Source organism: Mycolicibacter senuensis (assembly GCF_003284925.1).
Lineage (GTDB): Bacteria > Actinomycetota > Actinomycetes > Mycobacteriales > Mycobacteriaceae > Mycobacterium > Mycobacterium algericum_A.
In genome coordinates, this window is sequence record NZ_QMEX01000005.1 from 15,549 (window position 1) to 33,433 (window position 17,885).

General features: G+C 66.6%; 20 protein-coding genes. 8 read left to right on the top strand and 12 right to left on the bottom strand.

What is annotated here, in order from left to right; genetic code table 11:
- Positions 1 to 4: 4 nt before the first annotated feature.
- Complete coding sequence (locus DQP56_RS03310; protein ID WP_112683569.1) at positions 5 to 517, bottom strand: Rv2253/PknI dimerization domain-containing protein; 513 nt, start codon at positions 515 to 517, stop codon at positions 5 to 7.
- Positions 518 to 694: 177 nt separating this feature from the next.
- Between DQP56_RS03310 and DQP56_RS25150 the strand changes: the two genes are divergently transcribed.
- The 4 genes from DQP56_RS25150 to DQP56_RS03330 all read left to right on the top strand — a co-directional run bounded on the left by DQP56_RS25150 (position 695) and on the right by DQP56_RS03330 (position 2,862).
- Positions 695 to 1,048 carry a hypothetical protein gene (locus DQP56_RS25150; RefSeq protein ID WP_234825493.1) on the top strand — a complete coding sequence of 118 codons (354 nt, stop codon included), beginning with the start codon at positions 695 to 697 and terminating at the stop codon, positions 1,046 to 1,048.
- Complete coding sequence (locus tag DQP56_RS03320) at positions 1,038 to 1,448, top strand: Rv2576c family protein (RefSeq protein WP_112683635.1); 411 nt, start codon at positions 1,038 to 1,040, stop codon at positions 1,446 to 1,448. The genes DQP56_RS25150 and DQP56_RS03320 overlap by 11 nt, the downstream gene beginning before the upstream one ends.
- Positions 1,449 to 1,573: 125 nt before the next feature.
- Positions 1,574 to 2,266 carry an Rv1363c family protein gene (locus DQP56_RS03325; RefSeq protein WP_112683571.1) on the top strand — a complete coding sequence of 231 codons (693 nt, stop codon included), beginning with the start codon at positions 1,574 to 1,576 and terminating at the stop codon, positions 2,264 to 2,266.
- Complete coding sequence (locus tag DQP56_RS03330; RefSeq protein ID WP_353617092.1) at positions 2,263 to 2,862, top strand: hypothetical protein; 600 nt, start codon at positions 2,263 to 2,265, stop codon at positions 2,860 to 2,862. Before DQP56_RS03325 ends, DQP56_RS03330 begins: the two co-directional genes overlap by 4 nt.
- Position 2,863: 1 nt before the next feature.
- Here the strand turns inward: DQP56_RS03330 and DQP56_RS03335 are convergent, their stop codons facing one another.
- Genes DQP56_RS03335 through DQP56_RS03345 form a run of 3 tightly spaced genes read right to left on the bottom strand, consistent with a single transcriptional unit; the run spans position 2,864 to position 5,539 of the window.
- Positions 2,864 to 3,475 carry a PaaI family thioesterase gene (locus tag DQP56_RS03335; RefSeq protein WP_083079841.1) on the bottom strand — a complete coding sequence of 204 codons (612 nt, stop codon included), beginning with the start codon at positions 3,473 to 3,475 and terminating at the stop codon, positions 2,864 to 2,866.
- Positions 3,472 to 5,019, bottom strand: coding sequence for an FAD-binding protein (locus DQP56_RS03340; protein ID WP_083079842.1), 1,548 nt, complete (start codon positions 5,017 to 5,019; stop codon positions 3,472 to 3,474). The genes DQP56_RS03335 and DQP56_RS03340 overlap by 4 nt, the downstream gene beginning before the upstream one ends.
- Positions 5,012 to 5,539 carry a flavin reductase family protein gene (locus DQP56_RS03345; protein WP_112683572.1) on the bottom strand — a complete coding sequence of 176 codons (528 nt, stop codon included), beginning with the start codon at positions 5,537 to 5,539 and terminating at the stop codon, positions 5,012 to 5,014. Before DQP56_RS03345 ends, DQP56_RS03340 begins: the two co-directional genes overlap by 8 nt.
- A 129-nt stretch (positions 5,540 to 5,668) precedes the next feature.
- Here DQP56_RS03345 and DQP56_RS03350 point away from each other — a divergent pair, with 129 nt between their 5' ends.
- Positions 5,669 to 6,337, top strand: a complete 669-nt coding sequence (locus DQP56_RS03350; RefSeq protein WP_234825487.1) for a PadR family transcriptional regulator — start codon at positions 5,669 to 5,671, stop codon at positions 6,335 to 6,337.
- A gap of 16 nt (positions 6,338 to 6,353) precedes the next feature.
- Here the strand turns inward: DQP56_RS03350 and DQP56_RS03355 are convergent, their stop codons facing one another.
- Positions 6,354 to 8,033, bottom strand: coding sequence for a 3-ketosteroid-delta-1-dehydrogenase (locus DQP56_RS03355; RefSeq protein WP_112683574.1), 1,680 nt, complete (start codon positions 8,031 to 8,033; stop codon positions 6,354 to 6,356).
- 135 nt (positions 8,034 to 8,168) lie between these two features.
- Between DQP56_RS03355 and DQP56_RS03360 the strand changes: the two genes are divergently transcribed.
- From DQP56_RS03360 to DQP56_RS03370, 3 genes are all read left to right on the top strand, one after another.
- On the top strand, positions 8,169 to 9,344 hold the full coding sequence (locus DQP56_RS03360) for a 3-ketosteroid-9-alpha-monooxygenase, oxygenase component (RefSeq protein WP_112683575.1): 1,176 nt from the start codon (positions 8,169 to 8,171) through the stop codon (positions 9,342 to 9,344).
- A gap of 19 nt (positions 9,345 to 9,363) precedes the next feature.
- Positions 9,364 to 9,612, top strand: a complete 249-nt coding sequence (locus tag DQP56_RS03365) for a ferredoxin (protein WP_234825488.1) — start codon at positions 9,364 to 9,366, stop codon at positions 9,610 to 9,612.
- Between the two features lie 135 nt (positions 9,613 to 9,747).
- A complete protein-coding gene (locus DQP56_RS03370; protein ID WP_112683577.1) occupies positions 9,748 to 10,839 on the top strand; it encodes an IS110 family RNA-guided transposase in 1,092 nt (363 codons plus the stop codon).
- A gap of 337 nt (positions 10,840 to 11,176) precedes the next feature.
- Here DQP56_RS03370 and DQP56_RS03375 read toward each other — a convergent pair whose 3' ends face one another.
- The 7 genes from DQP56_RS03375 to DQP56_RS03405 all read right to left on the bottom strand — a co-directional run bounded on the left by DQP56_RS03375 (position 11,177) and on the right by DQP56_RS03405 (position 17,837).
- Positions 11,177 to 12,253, bottom strand: a complete 1,077-nt coding sequence (locus DQP56_RS03375) for a hypothetical protein (protein ID WP_083080023.1) — start codon at positions 12,251 to 12,253, stop codon at positions 11,177 to 11,179.
- Between the two features lie 132 nt (positions 12,254 to 12,385).
- A complete protein-coding gene (locus tag DQP56_RS03380; protein ID WP_112683578.1) occupies positions 12,386 to 13,273 on the bottom strand; it encodes an alpha/beta hydrolase in 888 nt (295 codons plus the stop codon).
- A 79-nt stretch (positions 13,274 to 13,352) separates the two neighbouring features.
- The gene (locus DQP56_RS03385; protein ID WP_112683637.1) at positions 13,353 to 14,225 is read right to left on the bottom strand and encodes an SDR family NAD(P)-dependent oxidoreductase; all 873 of its coding nucleotides are present in this window, start codon (positions 14,223 to 14,225) and stop codon (positions 13,353 to 13,355) included.
- Between the two features lie 18 nt (positions 14,226 to 14,243).
- Positions 14,244 to 14,750, bottom strand: a complete 507-nt coding sequence (locus DQP56_RS03390) for a nuclear transport factor 2 family protein (protein ID WP_112683579.1) — start codon at positions 14,748 to 14,750, stop codon at positions 14,244 to 14,246.
- Positions 14,751 to 14,866: 116 nt separating this feature from the next.
- Positions 14,867 to 15,904, bottom strand: a complete 1,038-nt coding sequence (locus DQP56_RS03395; protein WP_112683580.1) for an acyl-CoA dehydrogenase family protein — start codon at positions 15,902 to 15,904, stop codon at positions 14,867 to 14,869.
- The gene (locus DQP56_RS03400) at positions 15,901 to 17,052 is read right to left on the bottom strand and encodes an acyl-CoA dehydrogenase family protein (protein WP_112683638.1); all 1,152 of its coding nucleotides are present in this window, start codon (positions 17,050 to 17,052) and stop codon (positions 15,901 to 15,903) included. Before DQP56_RS03400 ends, DQP56_RS03395 begins: the two co-directional genes overlap by 4 nt.
- Positions 17,052 to 17,837, bottom strand: coding sequence for a crotonase/enoyl-CoA hydratase family protein (locus DQP56_RS03405; RefSeq protein WP_112683581.1), 786 nt, complete (start codon positions 17,835 to 17,837; stop codon positions 17,052 to 17,054). The genes DQP56_RS03400 and DQP56_RS03405 overlap by 1 nt, the downstream gene beginning before the upstream one ends.
- Positions 17,838 to 17,885: the final 48 nt, after the last annotated feature.

The following is a 17,885-nucleotide window of genomic DNA, read 5'->3' on the forward strand; positions in this document are numbered from 1 at the left end:
GGGGTCAGCCGAGCTTGACGAGCTTGAACGGCATATTGATGTATACCGGCTTGTTCACTCCGCACGCTCCGCTGGGTCCGGTCGTGATGTCCTCGCCGGTCAGTGTGGTCGATGCCGCGTCCGCATAGGCGCCCTCGGGCGTCATCGCCTTGAACCGGAAAGTCTGCAGCCCGGGGGCGGTACTGCCGTCCGGGCAGGGGACCCAGTTATCGACAGGGCGTTTGACGTACCAGACGTTGCTCTGCTGGTAGATCGGTGCCGTCCAGCCTCCGTCACTGCGCACGGTGCCGGTGCATTCCCCCGGATAGCTGCACTGCGTGGTGATCGTCCAGGTGCTGCGCCGGCTCTCCTGCTCGTAGAAGACCTCGTTTTTGCGCGCCCACTCACCGTTGGAGGTTGCGGTGTAGGTGCCATTGAGGCCCCAGTCCGGGTGGTCGGCCGCCGCTACCGCACCGGTGGACACGGCGTTGAGCATCGCGGCGGCGGCGGTCGCCGCGAGTGCGGGCGCACGCAGCATTGCCCCTCCTCGCACAGGCACGGAATCGGCGGTGCTCCGAAGTAAACACCGCCGGCCGCAGCCGACGATTCGACATGTCCGCTGAGTGGACCATCGATGTCTGCGGGGCCGGCTGTCCTGCCAGAGTGCCGGGGTATGCGGCGAACAGCGATAGTGGTTGCGGCAGTCGTGATCGCGATGTCGGCGGTCCCGGTTCGCGCCTACGCAGAACCCGTCTCCTGTGACGACCCGGCGTGCGTACCCGGGATCACCCCCGGTGTCACACTCGGCGCGCCGTGCCAGGAGACGGGCTACTACGTCTTCGGGACCGCGGTCGCGGGTCCCTCCATCCAGCCCGGGAGGCTGGTGTTCTGCGGCTCACCGCGCCGATACGAGCCGCGGTACTTCCGATCGCCGTCCATGGCCGGAGTCAAGCACCTGGATTCGAGCTGTGAAGGCTACGAAAACTGGGTCGCACAGGCTCCCGACGGATTGTTTCTGACTTGCCAATCCAAGAACGGCGCCGCGCGGTGGAGTCGTGGTGATACGTAGGTTTGCGCTGGCGGCGGCACTGAGCGGGGCCGGCTGGTTCGCTTCCGCGCCGGCCGTCCACGCGGACACATCGACTCCGCACCACGTCGTCTATACCGTCACCGCTGCCACCCCGGTGTCAGCCGATATCTACTACCGCGACGTCGATCCGCCGAGCTGGGCTGACTACAGCCACAACCCGTATGAATTCAGCCCCAGGGCTCGCGTCGAAGTGGGCCCCGGACAGCCATGGGTGCTCCACGCCGACTTGATCGACCCGCAGCGCTGGGCGATGGTGACGGCGACGAGCGGCCGACTGTCGGCCAAGCCGATGTTTCACTGCGAGCTGTCGGTGGACGGGGCCGTGGTCGCCACCGCGGACGGCCCCAAGGGCGCGCTGTGCGCCTTGCGGCACTGGTGATCCGCCGCCGCTGACGCCGCCCACTGGATGGGAATCCGGTGGGCGACCGGCAGCACTGCGGATTACGGTGCGTACGCGGGCCCGCGAACGGCCGGCCCGGCAATGAAGGGAAACCGGTGGGCGGTATGTCGAAAACCGGGACGCTGGTGGCACTGGCGGAGGCTGAGGCCGCCGAAGCCGATGCAGTGGCGGCACAGGCGCGCGCCCGGGCGATCCGGTTGCAGGAGAAGGCGCAGAACACCGGCGCTGACAAAGACGGCCAACCCCGCGCCGGTATTGCCGAGCCACTCGCCAACGGCGGTCGGTCTCGATTCGCCCGGGTCCGGGATCATGCGCCCGGCTGGCGACGATTAGCTGCGGTGGCGGTCGTGTTGTGCAGCTGTGCGCTGCTGGCCTTCAGCGCGTGGATGATCCGCCAACATCAGCACGCGCAGGCCGATCAGCGGCATCGCGCTGAGTTCGTCGCCGCCGCGCGCCAGGTCGTCGTTACCTTGATGTCGATCGACTACAACGATGCCGAAGGCAGCGTGCAGCGTATCGTCGACAACTCCACAGGACCCTTCCGTACCGAATTTCAAGGCGCCGCTGATGATTTCATCAAGGTCTCCAAGGACGCGAAGGTGACCACCAAGGCCACGGTGAACGCCGCCGCCGTCGAGTCGATGACGCCCGATGCCGCGGTGGTGCTGGTGGCCGCATCCTCGACCGTGACCAACGCGGCAGGCGCACAGGAGGCTCCGCGACGCTGGCGGCTCACGGTCGACCTGCAGCGTGAAGGAGATCAGATCAAGATGTCGAAGGTGGAGTTCGTGCCGTGACGGTGAACGAGACAGTCGATCCCGCGGTCACCGGAAGCGCCGACCCGCCGGCCGACCCCGCCGGCGATCCGGTCGCGGCCCCCGGGCTGGCGGCCCGAACCAAGACCGCGCTCTCCGCGCGGCGAAAGACGTTGGCTCTCGCGGCACTCTTGTCGGCGACGACGGTGTCGGCGGGCGTGCTCTACGCTGGCGTCCACCGTTTCGATCGGCAGTCGGATGTCGCTGCCGCCCAAAGCGCCGTCGAGGCGGCATCGTCGGGGACGGTGGCGTTGCTGTCCTACGCGCCCGAAACCCTCGATCGCGACCTGGACAGGGCGCGGACCCTGATGACCGGCGGCTTCTCGACCTACTATGGAAAGTTCAGCAACGACGTGGTCGCTCCGGCCGTGCGGACCAAGGGCATCAAGGCATCTGCTCAGGTGCTGAATGCGGCCCTGATGGAAATCCGGTCGAAGGACGCGAAGGTGCTGGTGTTCCTCAATCAGGAGACCGTCAGCCGGGACCGGCCCGAGCCCGCACGCACCGCCAGCAGTGTGGTGGTCAGCCTCACCAGGACCGACAACGAATGGCGGATATCGGCGCTCGACCCGGTGTAGCTCAGGCGCTACTTCTGGGCCTGATGAAGACCCCTTCCGCCTGCACGGTGACTACCCCGTGCGCGTCGAGGATGCGACCGGCCGCGAAGGTCTTTCCACGGTCCTCGCGGTCTATCCAGGCCTCGGCCCGCAACCGGCCCAGTGGTGTGGGCGCTACATAGCGAAGGGTCAGTGTGCCGGTGAAGGCCGGCTGTCCGGGCCGATGGGCGGTCGCACCCAGCACGTGGTCGAGGACCAGCGCGCACATGCCACCGTGTACCTGTCCTGGCGGGCCTTCGTAGGCCGCGCCGAGAACCAGATCCGTGGCAACTCCGCCGGTGTCGTCGTATTGAATGATCAGCGGGGGAGCGATCGCATTGCGCAGCCCCATGGCCACGTTGCCCCACGGCAGGTAGCGTCCATCGCCGGTGCTGGGAACACCGAAAGGCTTCGGGTCCAGCCGGGCCCCGAGCAGTTCGGTGGCTTCCTCGATCAGCGCGTGTGCCCGGCGGGCGTCGGCCTCATCGGCGCCGCTACGGATTGTGACGTCGATGAGTTCACGCAACGACTGCGTCAACGGACCGAAGACGGCCTCGCCGAGCTGCACTTCGGCCGGGCTGAATTCACGGCTCACTCGCTGATCTCCGCCGCGGCCATGTCGAGTGCGGCGAAATGGCTGAACAACATGGATGCTCCGATCGGGTTGCCGCCACCCGGGTAGGTGGTTCCGCTGACGGCCGCCATGGTATTCCCGGCTGCGTAAAGCCCCGGAATCGGGGAACCGTCGGCGGCGAGCACCCGGGCGTGGGGGTCGGTTCGCAGCCCGCCTTTGGTGCCCAGATCCGAAAGACCGAAGGCGGCAGCGTGATACGGCGGCGTGTCAATGGGAACCAGCGGGGAGGCGCCGTCGGTGAACATCCGGTCGTAGGCCTCGTTCCCTCGGCCGAAGTCTTCGTCGGTGCCCAGGGACGCAAACGTGTTGAAACGGTCGATCGTCGCGCTCAGATTGCCTTCCGGTACTCCGATGGCGGCGGCGAGATCGGCGAGGGTGTCTGCGGTGTGCCACAACCCGGCCGTGCGGTACTCGGCGGCGTCGACCATTGATACGTTGGTGGCGCCCACCGGGGGGATATCGCCGCTGCGGTTGTCATAGACCATCCAGAACGGCAGCGTTGCGTCACCGGCGTCGACCTGGCGGAGCACGTCGCGGCCGAGCCGGTCGTAGGGGGCCGACTCGTTGACGAATCGGCGGCCGTTCTGGTCGACGAAGATGCCGCCGGTGAACCACAGGGCGAAAGCCGCCCGCCCGTCCGGGTGAACCATCCCGGGTGACCACCAGGCCTGATCCATCAGATCGACGGCCGCACCGATCGCCATGGCTGCCCGGTGAGCGAGTCCGACGTTGCCGGGAGCGCCCATCGTGTCGGTGGCGCGACCGGGCACACCGTACTGCGCGCGCATCGCCGCGTTCTGCTCGAAGCCACCCGCGGCGAGTAGCACGCCGGACCGAGCCCGTACCCGTGTCGGGGCGCCGTCGCGTTCGACCACCGCGCCGATCACCCGGCCGTTGTCGACGATCAGCTCGGTCAGCGGAGCGTTGCGCCAGCAGAAGGCGTTCGGAAGTTTGTCGAGTGCCGCCAGGAACCGGCCCACCAGGGCACGACCGCCGGTCAGGACATCGGGTGCCGGTGAACCGAGGCGTTCGGTGTCCAGCGGTCCGCGTACCAAGCCGCGGTAGCGTCCGAGCCGTTCGTCAGGCAGCGGCACCGGGACGGTGTGGCGGTAGCCGTCGTTGCGGGCACCGGGGACCGAGCCGTAGTAGTCCGGCCAGGGATAGGGCGCGAACTCGAATCCCGGGTCCTTCTCCAGGTATTCGATGAACCCGGCGCCGCCGCGGACGTAGGCGTCTTGGAGGTCGCGCGGCGTTCGGTCGCCGACGACCGCGTGAAAGTACCGCAGAGCGGCGTCGATCGTGTCGTCGCAGCCGGCACGTTGCAGGGCGGGATTGCACGGGTACCAGACTCCGCCCCCGCCCGAATATGCGGTGGTTCCGCCGAAGTAATCGGTGGCTTCGATCAGTAGCACCGAAAGGCCTTCACGCGCAGCGGTATAAGCCCCGGCGATGCCGCCACCCGAGCCGGCGACGATCACATCGAAGTCGGTGTCGAAGTCAGGCATGGCGGTCCCCGTCGAATCCGCCGTACCCGCCCCGATAGAACAACAGCGGGCGCCGTTCCTCGTGGGCCTGCAGACCGGTTACCCGCGCCACCACGATCGTGTGGTCGCCGGCTGCATGCTCGAATTCCACCTCGGCCTCGATCGACGCCAGCGTGCCCTCCAGTGCCGGCGCCCCGTTGACGCCCGGCAACCATCCCAGCCCGGCGAACTTGTCTGCTCCGCGGGCGGCGAACTGGGCGCACACGTCCTGTTGCCGCTCGGATAGGACGTTGACACACAGTGTGCCGACCTGCCGGATCCGGGGCCAGCTGGTTGAGGTGGTGGCCGGGCAGAACGAGATGTAGGGCGGGTCCAGCGACACCGAGGTCACCGATTGGCAGGTGAAGCCGAGCGGGCGCTGCCCGTCATGGGCGGTGATGACGGCTACCCCGGTGCAGAAGTGACCGAGGACGCGACGCATCTCCGGGGGGAGCGGGGTGCGCAGTTGACCAGACTGGGTTCCGGTAACGGCGTCGGGCATGTCTCTCCTCGCGCTCGCAGGTATCACTGCTTGTCACCTTCGGACCCGGAAGCTGTCGACGCAACGCAGGTTCCCGATCAGCGGTAGTCGTAGTCTTTCTCGGCTGCCGGAGATTGTTAGCCTTGTTCAGTGACCGAAGCCACCGATAATGTTCCCGACGGGTTGAGTGTGTCACCCACTGGATGGGCGTTGCTGGGGATGCTGTCGGGCGGGGACGAGCTGTCCGGTTACGACATCAAGAAGTGGTTCAACTGGACCATCCGGTTTTTTTACTCCAGTCCGGCCTACAGTCAGATCTATTCGGAGTTGAAGCGGCTCGAAAAGCACAGTCTGGTCACGTCGCGCGTCGATGCCGGTGTGCGCAGTCGCCGGATGTATAAGATCACCGAGCTGGGCCTGACCGCGGTGAGGCGGTGGGCCAACGATGAGCCGGTCGAAGCCCCCACGCTCAAACACAACCCGTTGCTACGGGTTATTTTCGGTCATCTGATGAACCCCGGTCGGCTGCGGGAAGTCCTCTCAGCCCACGTCGCTCACGTCGAGCAGATGAATCGTGCCGCGGCGACCGATGCCCGGTTGGCTGGGGAGGAACCGGCCTGGGCTTTTGCGCGATTGGCGCTGAGGTGGTCAGAGGACTACTACGCGGCCGAACGCGAGCTGGCACTGCGGATGATCAAAGATTTGGACGAGGTCGAGGAGACATTCGCCAAAGGCACCGAAGACGGCACCAAGTTCCCGGTGCGCGACTACTGGTATGAGGTCGAACGCCGTGCTGCCGAGGAAGACGACCAGGCATAACCCGCCTGGAGTCGGCTCACTCGAGCTTGCCGGCCGCGTGCAGCGCCGCGATGTAGCCGAATACCAGACCCTGCCCGATGGTGGCGCCGGCGCCGGGATAGCTCGCGCCGAAAGCATTGGCAGCGGTGTTACCGATCGCGTAGAGACCCTTGATCACCGAACCGTCCTCGCGCAGTACCCGACCGCGGACATCGGCGCGAAGGCCACCGCAGGTACCCAAGTCGCTGAGTACAACCTTCACCGCGTAGAACGGCCCGCCCTCGAGAGGCCGCAGGTTGGGATTGGGGCTGATGGTCGGATCCCCGTAGTAGCGGTCGTATGCGCTCACGCCGCGATTGAAGTCGGCGTCCACACCGGCGCGAGACATCGCGTTGAAGCGATCCATGGTGGCGACGAACACGAGCGGGTCGACGCCGATGGCGGTCGCCAGCGACGGCAGATCATCGGCGCGGTGCGCAATACCCGCGTCGTACCACGCCTTGGGTATCGGCATGCGTGGGAACAGTTCTGCGGCAAGAAGGTAGCTGTTGCGGTACTTCTGATCGAAGACCATCCACATGACCTCGACCGGATTTCCGGCCTGCTCGCGTTCGAGCATCTTCTGGCCGAAGGACATGTAGTCGATGGCTTCGTTGACAAAGCGTTGGCCGGTCTGGTCCACCAGCAGGCAGCCGGGCAGCGACCGCTCGGCGAGCATGACCGTCGGCTCAGCCCCGGGCAGGGGCGCAAAGGCGGGAAACCACCACGCCTGGTCCATCAGCGCGATGCCGGCCCCGCACGAGTCCTGGGCCAGACGGATGGCATCGCCGGTGTTGCCCTCGGCGCCGAGGCTGACGTGTTCACCGAGCCGTTCGGACTGAAATTTGTGCCGCCAACTCATCAGGTGGTCGAAGCCACCTGCGGCCAGCACGACACCGCGCCGGGCGGTGACCGAGACCTGCGCGCCGTCATGATCCACGACCGCCCCGGTGACCCGGTCGCCGTCGACGATCAGGGATGAAACCGGTGAGTCGGTCCACACCGGGATGCCGGCGCGCAGGACTCCGGCGTACATTCCCGCTGCCAGCGCCTGACCGCCTGCGGCGTAGCGCCGACGCAACAGCAGTCCGCCGATGCCTTGGAAGGCACGCAACATGATGCGGGGCACCGCTTTCAGCGGCATCCTCGCCATGAGGTTGAGCCATCGATAATCTGCCCCGGTCACCGGCATGGGAAACGAGGACTTCATCACGCCGGGACGCAGCCGCGCCAACTCCGGGCCGAGCATCGCGGTGTTGAACGGACGGCATTCGCAGGTACGGCCGGCTGCGCTGCCTCCGGGGCGTTCCGGATGGTAGTCCGAATAGCCCTTGGCCCATTGGAATTTCATCGGTGTGGTACGCCGCAACATCTCCACTGTCGCCGCACCGTGATCGAGGTAGGCGTGCGCGCGATCGTGTGGGGCGGCGTCACCGACGACTGCGTCCAGATAGGCGCGCGCTGCGGTGGGTGTGTCACTCGAGCCTGCTGAGGCAAGTATCGGGTTGGCCGGCATCCAGAACGCCCCGCCCGAGCGTGCGGTGGAGCCTCCGACGTAGCCGGTCTTCTCCACGATCAGCGTCGACAGGCCCACTTCCTGGGCGGCCAGCGCGGCCGCCATCCCGGTTCCAGAGCCGACGACGAGGAGATCGACGGTGATGTTGTGGGGATCGGTCACCGGCCGATTCTGGGGCCGATGGTCACAACATGGCTCCCCCGTGCCCGGTCAGTGGAACACCGGGCTGATCGACCAGTGTGGCGGTGTTACAACAGCAAGGGTTCCCACCAGCGATGAACAGCGAGGATGTCCGAAATGACAGCGTTAGAGCCCGATTGCCTCGGAGAGGTTCGCCAGATCGAGGCGCAGGCCGCACCGACTCGCTTTGCGCGCGGCTGGCATTGCCTCGGGCTGACCCGCGACCTTGGCGACGGAAAACCGCACGCCGTCACCGCGTTCGGCGGCAAGTTGGTGGTTTTCCGCGGGGCGGACGGAAAGCTCAATGTTCTCGACGCCTACTGCCGACACATGGGCGGCGACCTATCGGACGGCGAGGTCAAGGGCAACGAGATCGCCTGCCCGTTCCACGACTGGCGTTGGGGCGGCGACGGCAGATGCAAGAAGATTCCCTACAGCCGGCGGGTTCCCAAGCTGGCCCGCACCACCGCGTGGCCGACCATGGAGCAAGACGGCATGCTGTTCGTCTGGAACGACCCGGAGAAGAAGGCTCCCCCAGCCGACGTGACGATTCCGCGCATCGAAGGGGTCGGAGGCCAACAGTGGACCGATTGGCATTGGTACACCACGATTGTCAACACCAACTGCCGCGAGATCATCGACAACATCGTCGACATGGCGCACTTCTTCTACATTCACGGCGGGCTCCCCACCAGCTTCAAGAATGTGTTCGAGGGCCACGTCGCCACGCAGTACTACCAGAGCGAGGCGCGACCCGACCTTGGCTCCGGTGAGGGAGCCGCGATTCTGGGAACGACGTCGGTGGCCTCCTACTACGGGCCTTCGTTCATGATCGACGATCTGACTTACCACTACGAACACGGCGATCAACGCACGGTTCTGCTCAACTGTCACTACCCGATCGATGCGAATTCCTTTGTTCTGCAATACGGGATCACGGTAGAGAAATCGGAGACGCTGCCGGAAGACGCCGCGATGCAGATGGCGGTCGCGCTCGGCGACTTCGTGAAGATGGGCTTCGAGCAGGATGTGGCCATCTGGCGCCGTAAGGCGCGGATCGACAACCCGCTGCTGTGCGAAGAGGACGGTCCGGTCTACCAGGTACGCCGATGGTACGAACAGTTCTACGTCGACGTCGATGACGTCACGCCCGATATGGTGGATCGCTTCGAGTTCGAGATCGACACCACCCGTCCCCGCGAGGCGTGGATGGCCGAAGTCGAGGACAACCTCGCCAACAACCGGCTACCGCGATTGGTGGGCCTGACCAAACACGTTGATGCGTCCGGATAATCGGCTCAACGACGCACCGATGACGCCGGTGACCTGCGGGTCGTGCGGCGCCGAGGTGCTGGCTCGCAAGAGCAGCTGGGAACAGACCAGCGTGCAATGGAATGGCGCGGCCATCGGCCGGTGCCAGGAGCGCCCGAGGGCGGACGCACCTCGATCGGTCGACGGTGCGGCCCCGCGGCCAGGTATGTTCCTGACCTGCTCGCAATTGCGCGCTTCGATCGAGGCCGCTGTCGACGCGGGTTCGTTGCCGGTGCTCGACGACCTCTGACCGCGCCCTAGACGGTATGGGTGACCGTCGGCGTTGAGTTGGGGGTTGCGGGCCGGGGCCCCACTCACCCATGTTCGTGGGTTACCGAGTAGGGAGTCGCCTGCTCGGTCTATCCGACAGTGGTGGGAGGCCCCGGTGTTTACAGAGCGTACGAGTGTTGGGCTGGACGTGCACGCACGTTCGGTGGCGGCAGCGGCAATCGATGGAGTGACGGGTGAGGTGTGGCAGACCCGGTTGACCCCGTCTCACGAGCACATCCGGTCGTGGATGGCGGACCTGCCGGGACCGGTGGCGGTGGCCTATGAGGCTGGTCCGACCGGTTTCGGGTTGTACCGAGCGTTGAGCGAAGCCGGGATCCGATGCGAGGTCGTGGCACCGTCGAAACTGCAGAGACCCTCAGGGGACAGAGTCAAGACGGATGCCCGAGATGCGCTGCATCTGTCCCGCTTGTTGCGCCTGAATGAGGTCACCTCGGTGTCGATCCCGAGCGTGAGTCAGGAGGCGGCCCGGGATCTGGTGCGGGCCCGAGAGGACTGCCGCGGCGATCTGATGAGAGCGCGTCATCGACTCTCCAAGCTGCTACTGCGCCACGGCATCGTCTACTACGGCGGCAAAGCGTGGACTGGTGCGCACGATCGGTGGCTGCGAACCGAGGCCGCACCCCGGTTGAGGATGCCGGCGACGCGGATGACGTTCGACGCCGACTATGACCACGTGCTGACGATGCAAGCCCGGCGCGAGCGCCTCGACGCGGCGATCGCCGACATCGCCAAGGACAGCGAGTTCACCCCGATCGTGCGTCGGGTGTCGTGCCTGCGCGGTGTGAGTACCTTGACCGGATTGGCGTTGGCGGTGGAGATCGGTGATTGGAATCGGTTCACCGGCAACACGATTGGATCGTTTGTAGGATTGACTCCCTCGGAGCACTCGTCGGGTTCCTCGCGGGTACAGGGGGCGATCACCAAGACCGGGAACACCCATGTTCGCCGGTTGCTGGTCGAAGCGGCCTGGCATCACCGGCCCCGGTATTGCGTGGGTGCGGTGATGCGGGCGCGATGGGACCAGGCCCCGGCCGCAGCTCGCGCCCGCGGGGATGAGGGCAACCGACGCCTGCACGGTAGGTGGGTCGGCTTCCTGGCACGCCGCAAGCGGTCCACGGTGGCCAACGTCGCGATCGCCCGTGAGCTGGCCGGCTGGTGCTGGTCTTTGGCGGTCATGGAGGACTGACCGCTACCTGATCCGCTTCCAACCCGAGTTGCGGTGGTGGCAGCGCGTGGATCGACCCGCGCCTGGACTATGAGCAGACCTTCGGGTCGACGCTCGACCCTAGACAAGCGGATGCGATCCAGCCGAAACACCGTCCTGCGGTAACCAACCCGCGCATATCAGTCAGACCGCGCGTCGCCAACGACACGCTCACCACACCGACTCATCGAGGAAGCAACGAGGCGCCGTCGGGGTAGCTCCCCGGCGGCGCCTCACCCTGCCCTCTTGACAAACTTCCCTACATATCAGTCCTGGGCCCTGCGGACTGACCGCAGGGCCACATCGGGAATACGTTGGGTCAGCTGAACTGGAACGCGCTCAAGGGTGCCTCGTCCGGGTAGACCGCAGGTCCGCCGAGGTCGTAGCCGGCGTTCAGGGCGGCGATGAAGGCGGGGTCGTGCAGCGGGGCGCCCGGGATGTCGAGTTTGATACCCCGCTTGCCGAGATCGTCGACCATCATGTCGATGGCCTTGTCGACGGTCAGGTCGTCGGTGTGGTCCATGTTCTTCTTGAGCTCGTCGTAGTCCTGGTAGACCTCGGACGACCAGTGCACCAGGAAACGCAGCTCGTCGGTGTGATGACGTGCGATGACCTCGTCGCCGTTCTTGAGCACCCAATGATCGCGCGACTCCGGATCGCCGGCGAAGACGGTGTCGAACGCCAGCCCGGCGGGCACTTGCTGATCGAGCGGACCGTTGGCCTCGCCCCGATGGACCAACATCTCGTTCTGGACCACCACACCGCGGTTGTACACCGGCGGTTCAATCCGTTTGGGCGCCTTGAGCGGACCGTCGGGCCAATAGGTGAACCCACTGCCCTTGTCCAACGAGAACCAGGTGATGACCTGCGCCATCTTGATCAGATAGTCGGTGAACAACCCGGACTTGCCCATGACACTGACCAGCCAGGTCGGGGCGTTCTCGTAGCGGACACCACGGAAGCTTGGCGAATCAAGGTGCCCGGGATCGCGATTGGCGCACGGGCCGTTGATGTTGAACAGCATCATCTGCGGCTTGGCGTACTGGGCATGCCAATACGACTTCGCCATGTCGAGAAATTCGGCGTTGTAGAAGCAGTCGTGCAATTCCGGATAAAGCACAGTGCCGTGATTGGCCAGGAAGCCGCGAAAGGTCGGAGTCAAGAAGAGGTCCAAAGTGGGCGTGTAGCCCTCGGGGAACCGGCCGCTCATGGTCGCGATCAGCTCTTCCGGCGACGCGAAGTGCTGAGCCAGGATCAGCTTCCACGGGCCATCCGTGCGGACTACGTCGAGGAGACGTTCCCGCTGATCGTCGGTGTAGACGTTGTCGATCTCGCGGGGCGGCGAAGCGGGGCGGAGGATGTCGGAAAGCTCCGTTCGCCGCTCGTCGGTGAGCATCACGAGGACTCCTTCTGGTGAACTGGCGGCGTCGTTGAGCGCCATTGCTGTTTCTCGATTGTCTGCGGTGTCACCGGCCTCGCGTACCCATGGTGTCCGGCCACCGGGACGTGACCGCGGCGAGTGAATCTTTTAGAAGGGGAGTGGATGAGCGAATTTGGCGCGCAGCAACGCGCCGATCTCGGCCATCGCCAGACGCCCCCGCGCGGTCGCTTCCGAGCGCATCAAAAAACCGTGGTAGATACCGGGATACCGGGTGACGGTGGTCTGCACCCCGGCGTCGCGTAACCGCCGGGCATAGCGCTCACCCCAGTCCGAGATCGGGTCCAGCTCAGCAGTGATCACGATGGCCTGCGGCAGGCCGCTCACGTCGGAAGCGTATGCGGGGACGCGACGGACATCATGCGGTGCGTCGGCGCCGACGTCGGCGAGCTCATGCAGATAGTCGATGTCATCACGGCTGAGCATCGGGGCATCCGGTCGGCTCACCACGGACGCCGCCCCCATGTCCCGGTCCAGGCCCGGATACATCAACACCTGCGCGAAGATCTCCGGTCCACCACGGTCCCGCGCCGACAAAGCGACCGCTGCTGCCACACCGCCGCCGGCACTGTCACCGGCAATGACCAGCTTGTGCGGATCCAACCCGAGTGCCTCGGCATTGCCCGCAGCCCATTCGGTGGCGGCCCAGGCGTCCTCGAACTGCGCCGGCGGCGGATTCTCCGGTGCCAGCCGATAGTCGACCGCGATCACCACCGCGCCGCTTGCTGCGGCCATCGCCCGTGCCATCGGTTCGAACGAGTGATTCGAACCCATCACCAGGCCACCGCCATGAAGGTGGACGACCACCGGCGCGGGCCCGTCGCTGGACTCCGGGCGGTAGATCCGCACCGGGATGTCCCCGGCGGGACCGGGCACTGCGGTGTCGGTGATGTCGGCCATCTCCGGCATGTCGGCCGGCAGGGGCGCGGATTCCAGCGAAGCACGCACCGCTGCCAGTCCCCGCTCCCGTAGCGGCATGGCTGGGCCGAACGCTGCCACCCGGGCAGCGGCATCGGGATCCAACACAGGGCGACGCGACGCAATCACGGGGGACTCCCTAGGGTTTGGCGGGATCGAAGCGGGACCGACTGCGCGGCTGCGGCGGCACCAGAGTGGTCAGCCCCTGCGCCCGCTCGGCCATCGCCGCGCGGACCTGTTCGGGCTGGGTCAGCAGGTAGAACCCGCCCAGCGCAGACTGCTCGAACACCGCCTCGGCCGCCTCGAGGGGATCTAGTGCGCCGGCTTTGATGTCGAGCATGGCTTCGCGCTGGGACTCTGCCACGGCCACGTCGGCGGCGCCGTCGGTGTCGACACCGCCGGCGGCCTCGAAGATGTTGGATTTGACCGCGCCGGGCAGGACCACCTGAACATGGATGCGATCACCGTGCCCGGCCAGTGCGACCTCCAGCCGCAGGCATTCGGTCAGCGCCAGCACCGCGTGCTTGCTGACGATGTAGGGGGTTTGCAGGGGGACGGCCGCAACCCCCCCGATCGACGACAGGTTCCACACCCAAGCCGGGGTGCCGGCGGCGATCATCTTAGGCAGGAAGGAACGGACGCCGTGGAAAACCCCACTGACATTGATGTCCAACACCCTGTTCCAGTTGGCCACCGGGGTGTCCCACAGGTAGCCGAACTGCTCGACTCCCGCATTGTTGACCAGTAGCCGAACCGGGCCGACGTCGCGGTAGGCCCGTTCGGCGAGCGCGTCCACCGCAGCCGGGTCCCGGACGTCGCACACCACGTCGACGGCTGTTCCGCCATCGGCGGTGATCTCGTCCCGCAGTGCCGCGACGGCGGCGCCGTCGACGTCGGCCAAGACCAGCGACATGCCCAGCCGGTGCGCCTGCCGGGCGAGCCCGGCGCCGATTCCGGCGCCGGCTCCGGTGATGACGGCGACACCGCCGCCGAAGACGTCGCGTGCGTTCAAGGAACCGGTGCCCACCGGTCAGGTGTTCGCTGCGGTGTTCTCAGCGCCGGGAAGCCCGCTGCCGACCAACGGTTCGGAGTTCGTGACATCGAGAATGACCGACATCATGGTGAACTCGAGCCCGCTGGGGCTGCTGCCTCCGCGACGCACACCGACCTCGGTGACTCCGCTGGACACCGCGAACGGAACGAAGTTAGTGATTTGGTTGACGAAGATGTAGAAGCGCGCGTAGGTGACGTCACCCTCGTGGCCGGTGATGTGCAGGTTGGTGGTGTGGTGGCGCAAGGGGTATGGACTTGCGTCGCGATGTTCGATAAGCCACGGCACGATCTCCGCCGCACTGGTCAGGTCAGCGGCGAGGGATTCTTCGAAGGGGCATGCGCCGGAGTCGCTCCGACTGAGATAGGTAGCGTCCGCGGCGAAAGCGGCGGCCATGTTCGGGTAGTCGGCCTGATCGTAGTGGTACCAGAATCCGCCGATGAAGTTGTGCAGCTCGGTCAGCGAGATGGTGTTGTCAGTGCTCACGGAACATGTCTCCCAAGTATCAGTGCGGAAACCAACTGCTCCTTGGAGTCAACCGCCGATCGGCCCACGGCGGCACGTCGGTAACCGGTCAGTGGAACACCGAAGCAGCGCTGTGCTCAGTCGGTGAGCAGGCTCCACAGCCCGGCGGCCCCGGCGGCCAGCGCCGCCCGGGTGACCTCCTCGTCCCAGTGCTGGACCGAACCGTACTCGCTGCGCCACGCCAGTGCGGCACGGCTGTACTCGTGCAGCCGGTGTTCGACCGTGGTGCCGATGGCCCCGAGCGCCTGGTGGCCGTTTCGGACCGCCACCGAGGTCGCGTGGCCGGCGCAGGACCGCGCCACCGCGACGAGGAACCCCAGGTTGGGTGCCGACCAGTCGGTGCCGACGGCTGCGGTGAGGGCGGCTTCGGTTGCCGCCCGGGCCAATGCGGCTTCGGCGGCGATGTCGGCGACCAGATGCTGGATCGCCTGAAACTTCGACAGCGGGCGACCGAACTGGGTGCGGGCGCCGGTGTGCTCGACGCAGAGCTCGAGGATCTTGTCCAAGGCGGCACACACCTGTATCGAGCGCACCAAGGCGGACCGGAGCCGAAGTTTCGTCAGAAGCTCCTCGGCCACCGCGACCCCGGCGAGCGCCGCGACCTCAGCGGAAACGGTGTCGCGCGGTTCGCCGATCAGGTTGCTGCCCGATGTGATTCGCAGATCGGCGCTGTCGGCGTCGGCCACCAGGTGAATGTCATTGTGCCGCCAGATCACCACAACCTTCTCGGCGGTCGAGGCCCAGGGCACCGCGGTGGCGGTGCCGGACGCATCGAGCGTGCAGACGGTACGTGCAGCCGCGTCGATCGGCGCCCCGACCGCCTCGAGGAGCCAACAGGCCAGGACGTCGTGCTCGGCCAGCGGGGCCCGGACGCCGTGCCGGACCGCGGCCGACATCAGTTCGGCAGCCTCATACCAGCCCGCACCGCTGCCCCCGGCCTGAGCGGAGCCGGACAATCGCACCAAACCCAGTTGGTCCAGCCTGGACCACAATTCGGTGTCGCGGCCGACCGGCCCGGTCGGCGGGTGCGTCTCCCGGTAGTCGGCGAACACCGCGTTCATCATGTCGGCCAGGCCCCGGTCGACAGCGTTGGTGTTGCGTTCCGAGGTGGTCATCGCATCCCCAATCCCCGCGCGATCACGCCCCGAAGCACCTCATTGGTTCCGCCGCGTAGCGTGAAGCCGGGCCGTTGGTCCACCGCGGCCGCGATCAGCGCCCGGTAGGACGATTCGATCGGCGAGCCGTCGCCGGTGTGCAGATCGGCGAAGTCGGCGACATCGCCCTCCGTGCTGGTGCCGAGCACCTTGACCACGGCTGCCGCGACGTCGGCGGGCTGGCGGCGTTCCAGCGCGCCCGCCACGGCGGTCGACATTTGATGCAGCCCCGCGATCCTGGCCACCAAGCGACCCAAGTGGGTGTCATGGGGGATCTGCTGACCGGCCATGGCCTCCGCCGAGGCGGCCAGAAGCGGGAAGGTGGACAGCAGTCGCTCGGGGCCGCTCCGCTCAAAGCTCAGTTCCGAGGTGACTTGGCGCCAGCCCTCACCGATCCTGCCGAACACCATGGCGTCGGGAACGAACGCGTCATCGAGAATGACTTCGTTGAAATGGTGGCTGCCGCCCATCGAGACGATGGGCCGCACCTCGACACCGGGACCGTCGAGGCGCACGATGAACTGGCTCAGCCCGCTGTGCCGATGGGCCGGGTCCACCGGCGCGGTCCGGGCCAGGACGATGAACGCATGGGCGCGGTGTGCCCCCGACGTCCAGACCTTGGTGCCGGTGAGCCGCCAGCCGCCCTCGGCCTGCACCGCGCGGGTGCGAACGCTGGCCAGATCCGAACCGGAGTCCGGTTCGCTCATGCCGATACCGAAGAAGCACTCACCGGCCGCGATCTTCGGCAGGAATTCCCGCTTCTGCGACTCGGTGCCGTACTTGAGCAGCGACGGAACGATCTGCCGGTCGGCGATCCAGTGCGCTGCCACCGGGGCCCCGGCGGCCAGCAACTCCTCGGTCACCACGAACCGGTCGATGAACGAACGGCCCTGGCCGCCATATTCCTTCGGCACCGTCATGCCCAGCCAACCGCGGGCGGCCAGCGCTGCGGTGAAGGCCTCGTCCCAACCGCACAACCACGCGTCCACCGACGGGGTGAAACCACCGGTGGTGAGTTGCTCGGCGAGGAAGCCGCGGACCTCGGTGCGCAGTTTCGCGGCACCTTCCGACTCCGCGGTGGCCGCGGGAACCAAGCGGGGAAGCGCCATCAGGAGCTCCGCCATTGGGCGATGCGACGCTCATGCTCGGCGTCGCGGTGGGCCAGCGGCTGCATGGCGGCCGCCATCGCCAGCGTCGACTCCAGCGGGCCGGTTCGCGACTCCTGCAGCAGGCGCTTGGCCATCCGCAGTGCATGCGACGGGTTCTTGGCGATCCGGTCGGCGAGATCCTTGGCCGCGCTGAGGAGTTCGTCGTGCGGCACGACGCGGCTGACCAGTCCCCACGCCAGGGCGGTCGCGGCGTCGATACGGTCGCCGGTTAGTGTCATCTCGGCGGCCCGTTCGTAGCCGACGGCCCGCTGCAGAAACCAGGTGCCGCCGTCGCCGGGAACCAGGCCGATCTGCACGAAACTCTCGGCGAACGAAGCCCGTTCGGAGGCGATCCGGATGTCGCACATGGCGGCCAGGTCGCAACCGGCGCCGATCGCCGCGCCGTTGACCGCGGCGATGACCGGAACCTCGAGTCGGGCCAGGGCACGGGGTAGACGCTGGATTCCGTCGACGTAGGCATAGCGCTGGTCGAGCGGGTCGAGGCCGAACATTCCCTCCCGGTCGGCCATCTCTTTGACGTTGCCGCCGGCGGAGAAGATCTTGCCTGCACCGGTCAAGATCACCGCCCGCACCGATGCGTCGCGATTCGCGGCGTCGACGGCGGTCTCGAAGGCGGTGACGAACTCCTTGTCGGAGATGGCGTTGCCGATGTGGGGCCGATCAATGGTCCACACCGCGACGGCGTCCTCTGTCGTGATGACCAGAGACCCGGCTGACGTGGTCATGACTGAAAAACCTCGAATTCTCGTCGGGTGAACGGTCGGTGCATCAGG

Bases quoted from the DNA above. Each gene is read 5' to 3' on its own strand.
- DQP56_RS03310 (WP_112683569.1), bottom strand. From the start codon at position 517: ATGCTGCGTGCGCCCGCACTCGCGGCGACCGCCGCCGCCGCGATGCTC.
- DQP56_RS25150 (WP_234825493.1), top strand. From the start codon at position 695: ATGTCGGCGGTCCCGGTTCGCGCCTACGCAGAACCCGTCTCCTGTGAC.
- DQP56_RS03325 (WP_112683571.1), top strand. From the start codon at position 1,574: ATGTCGAAAACCGGGACGCTGGTGGCACTGGCGGAGGCTGAGGCCGCC.
- DQP56_RS03340 (WP_083079842.1), bottom strand. From the start codon at position 5,019: ATGCCTGACTTCGACACCGACTTCGATGTGATCGTCGCCGGCTCGGGT.
- DQP56_RS03345 (WP_112683572.1), bottom strand. From the start codon at position 5,539: ATGCCCGACGCCGTTACCGGAACCCAGTCTGGTCAACTGCGCACCCCG.
- DQP56_RS03360 (WP_112683575.1), top strand. From the start codon at position 8,169: ATGACAGCGTTAGAGCCCGATTGCCTCGGAGAGGTTCGCCAGATCGAG.
- DQP56_RS03365 (WP_234825488.1), top strand. From the start codon at position 9,364: ATGACGCCGGTGACCTGCGGGTCGTGCGGCGCCGAGGTGCTGGCTCGC.
- DQP56_RS03375 (WP_083080023.1), bottom strand. From the start codon at position 12,253: ATGCTCACCGACGAGCGGCGAACGGAGCTTTCCGACATCCTCCGCCCC.
- DQP56_RS03380 (WP_112683578.1), bottom strand. From the start codon at position 13,273: ATGCCGCTACGGGAGCGGGGACTGGCAGCGGTGCGTGCTTCGCTGGAA.
- DQP56_RS03395 (WP_112683580.1), bottom strand. From the start codon at position 15,904: ATGACCACCTCGGAACGCAACACCAACGCTGTCGACCGGGGCCTGGCC.
- DQP56_RS03400 (WP_112683638.1), bottom strand. From the start codon at position 17,052: ATGGCGCTTCCCCGCTTGGTTCCCGCGGCCACCGCGGAGTCGGAAGGT.
- DQP56_RS03405 (WP_112683581.1), bottom strand. From the start codon at position 17,837: ATGACCACGTCAGCCGGGTCTCTGGTCATCACGACAGAGGACGCCGTC.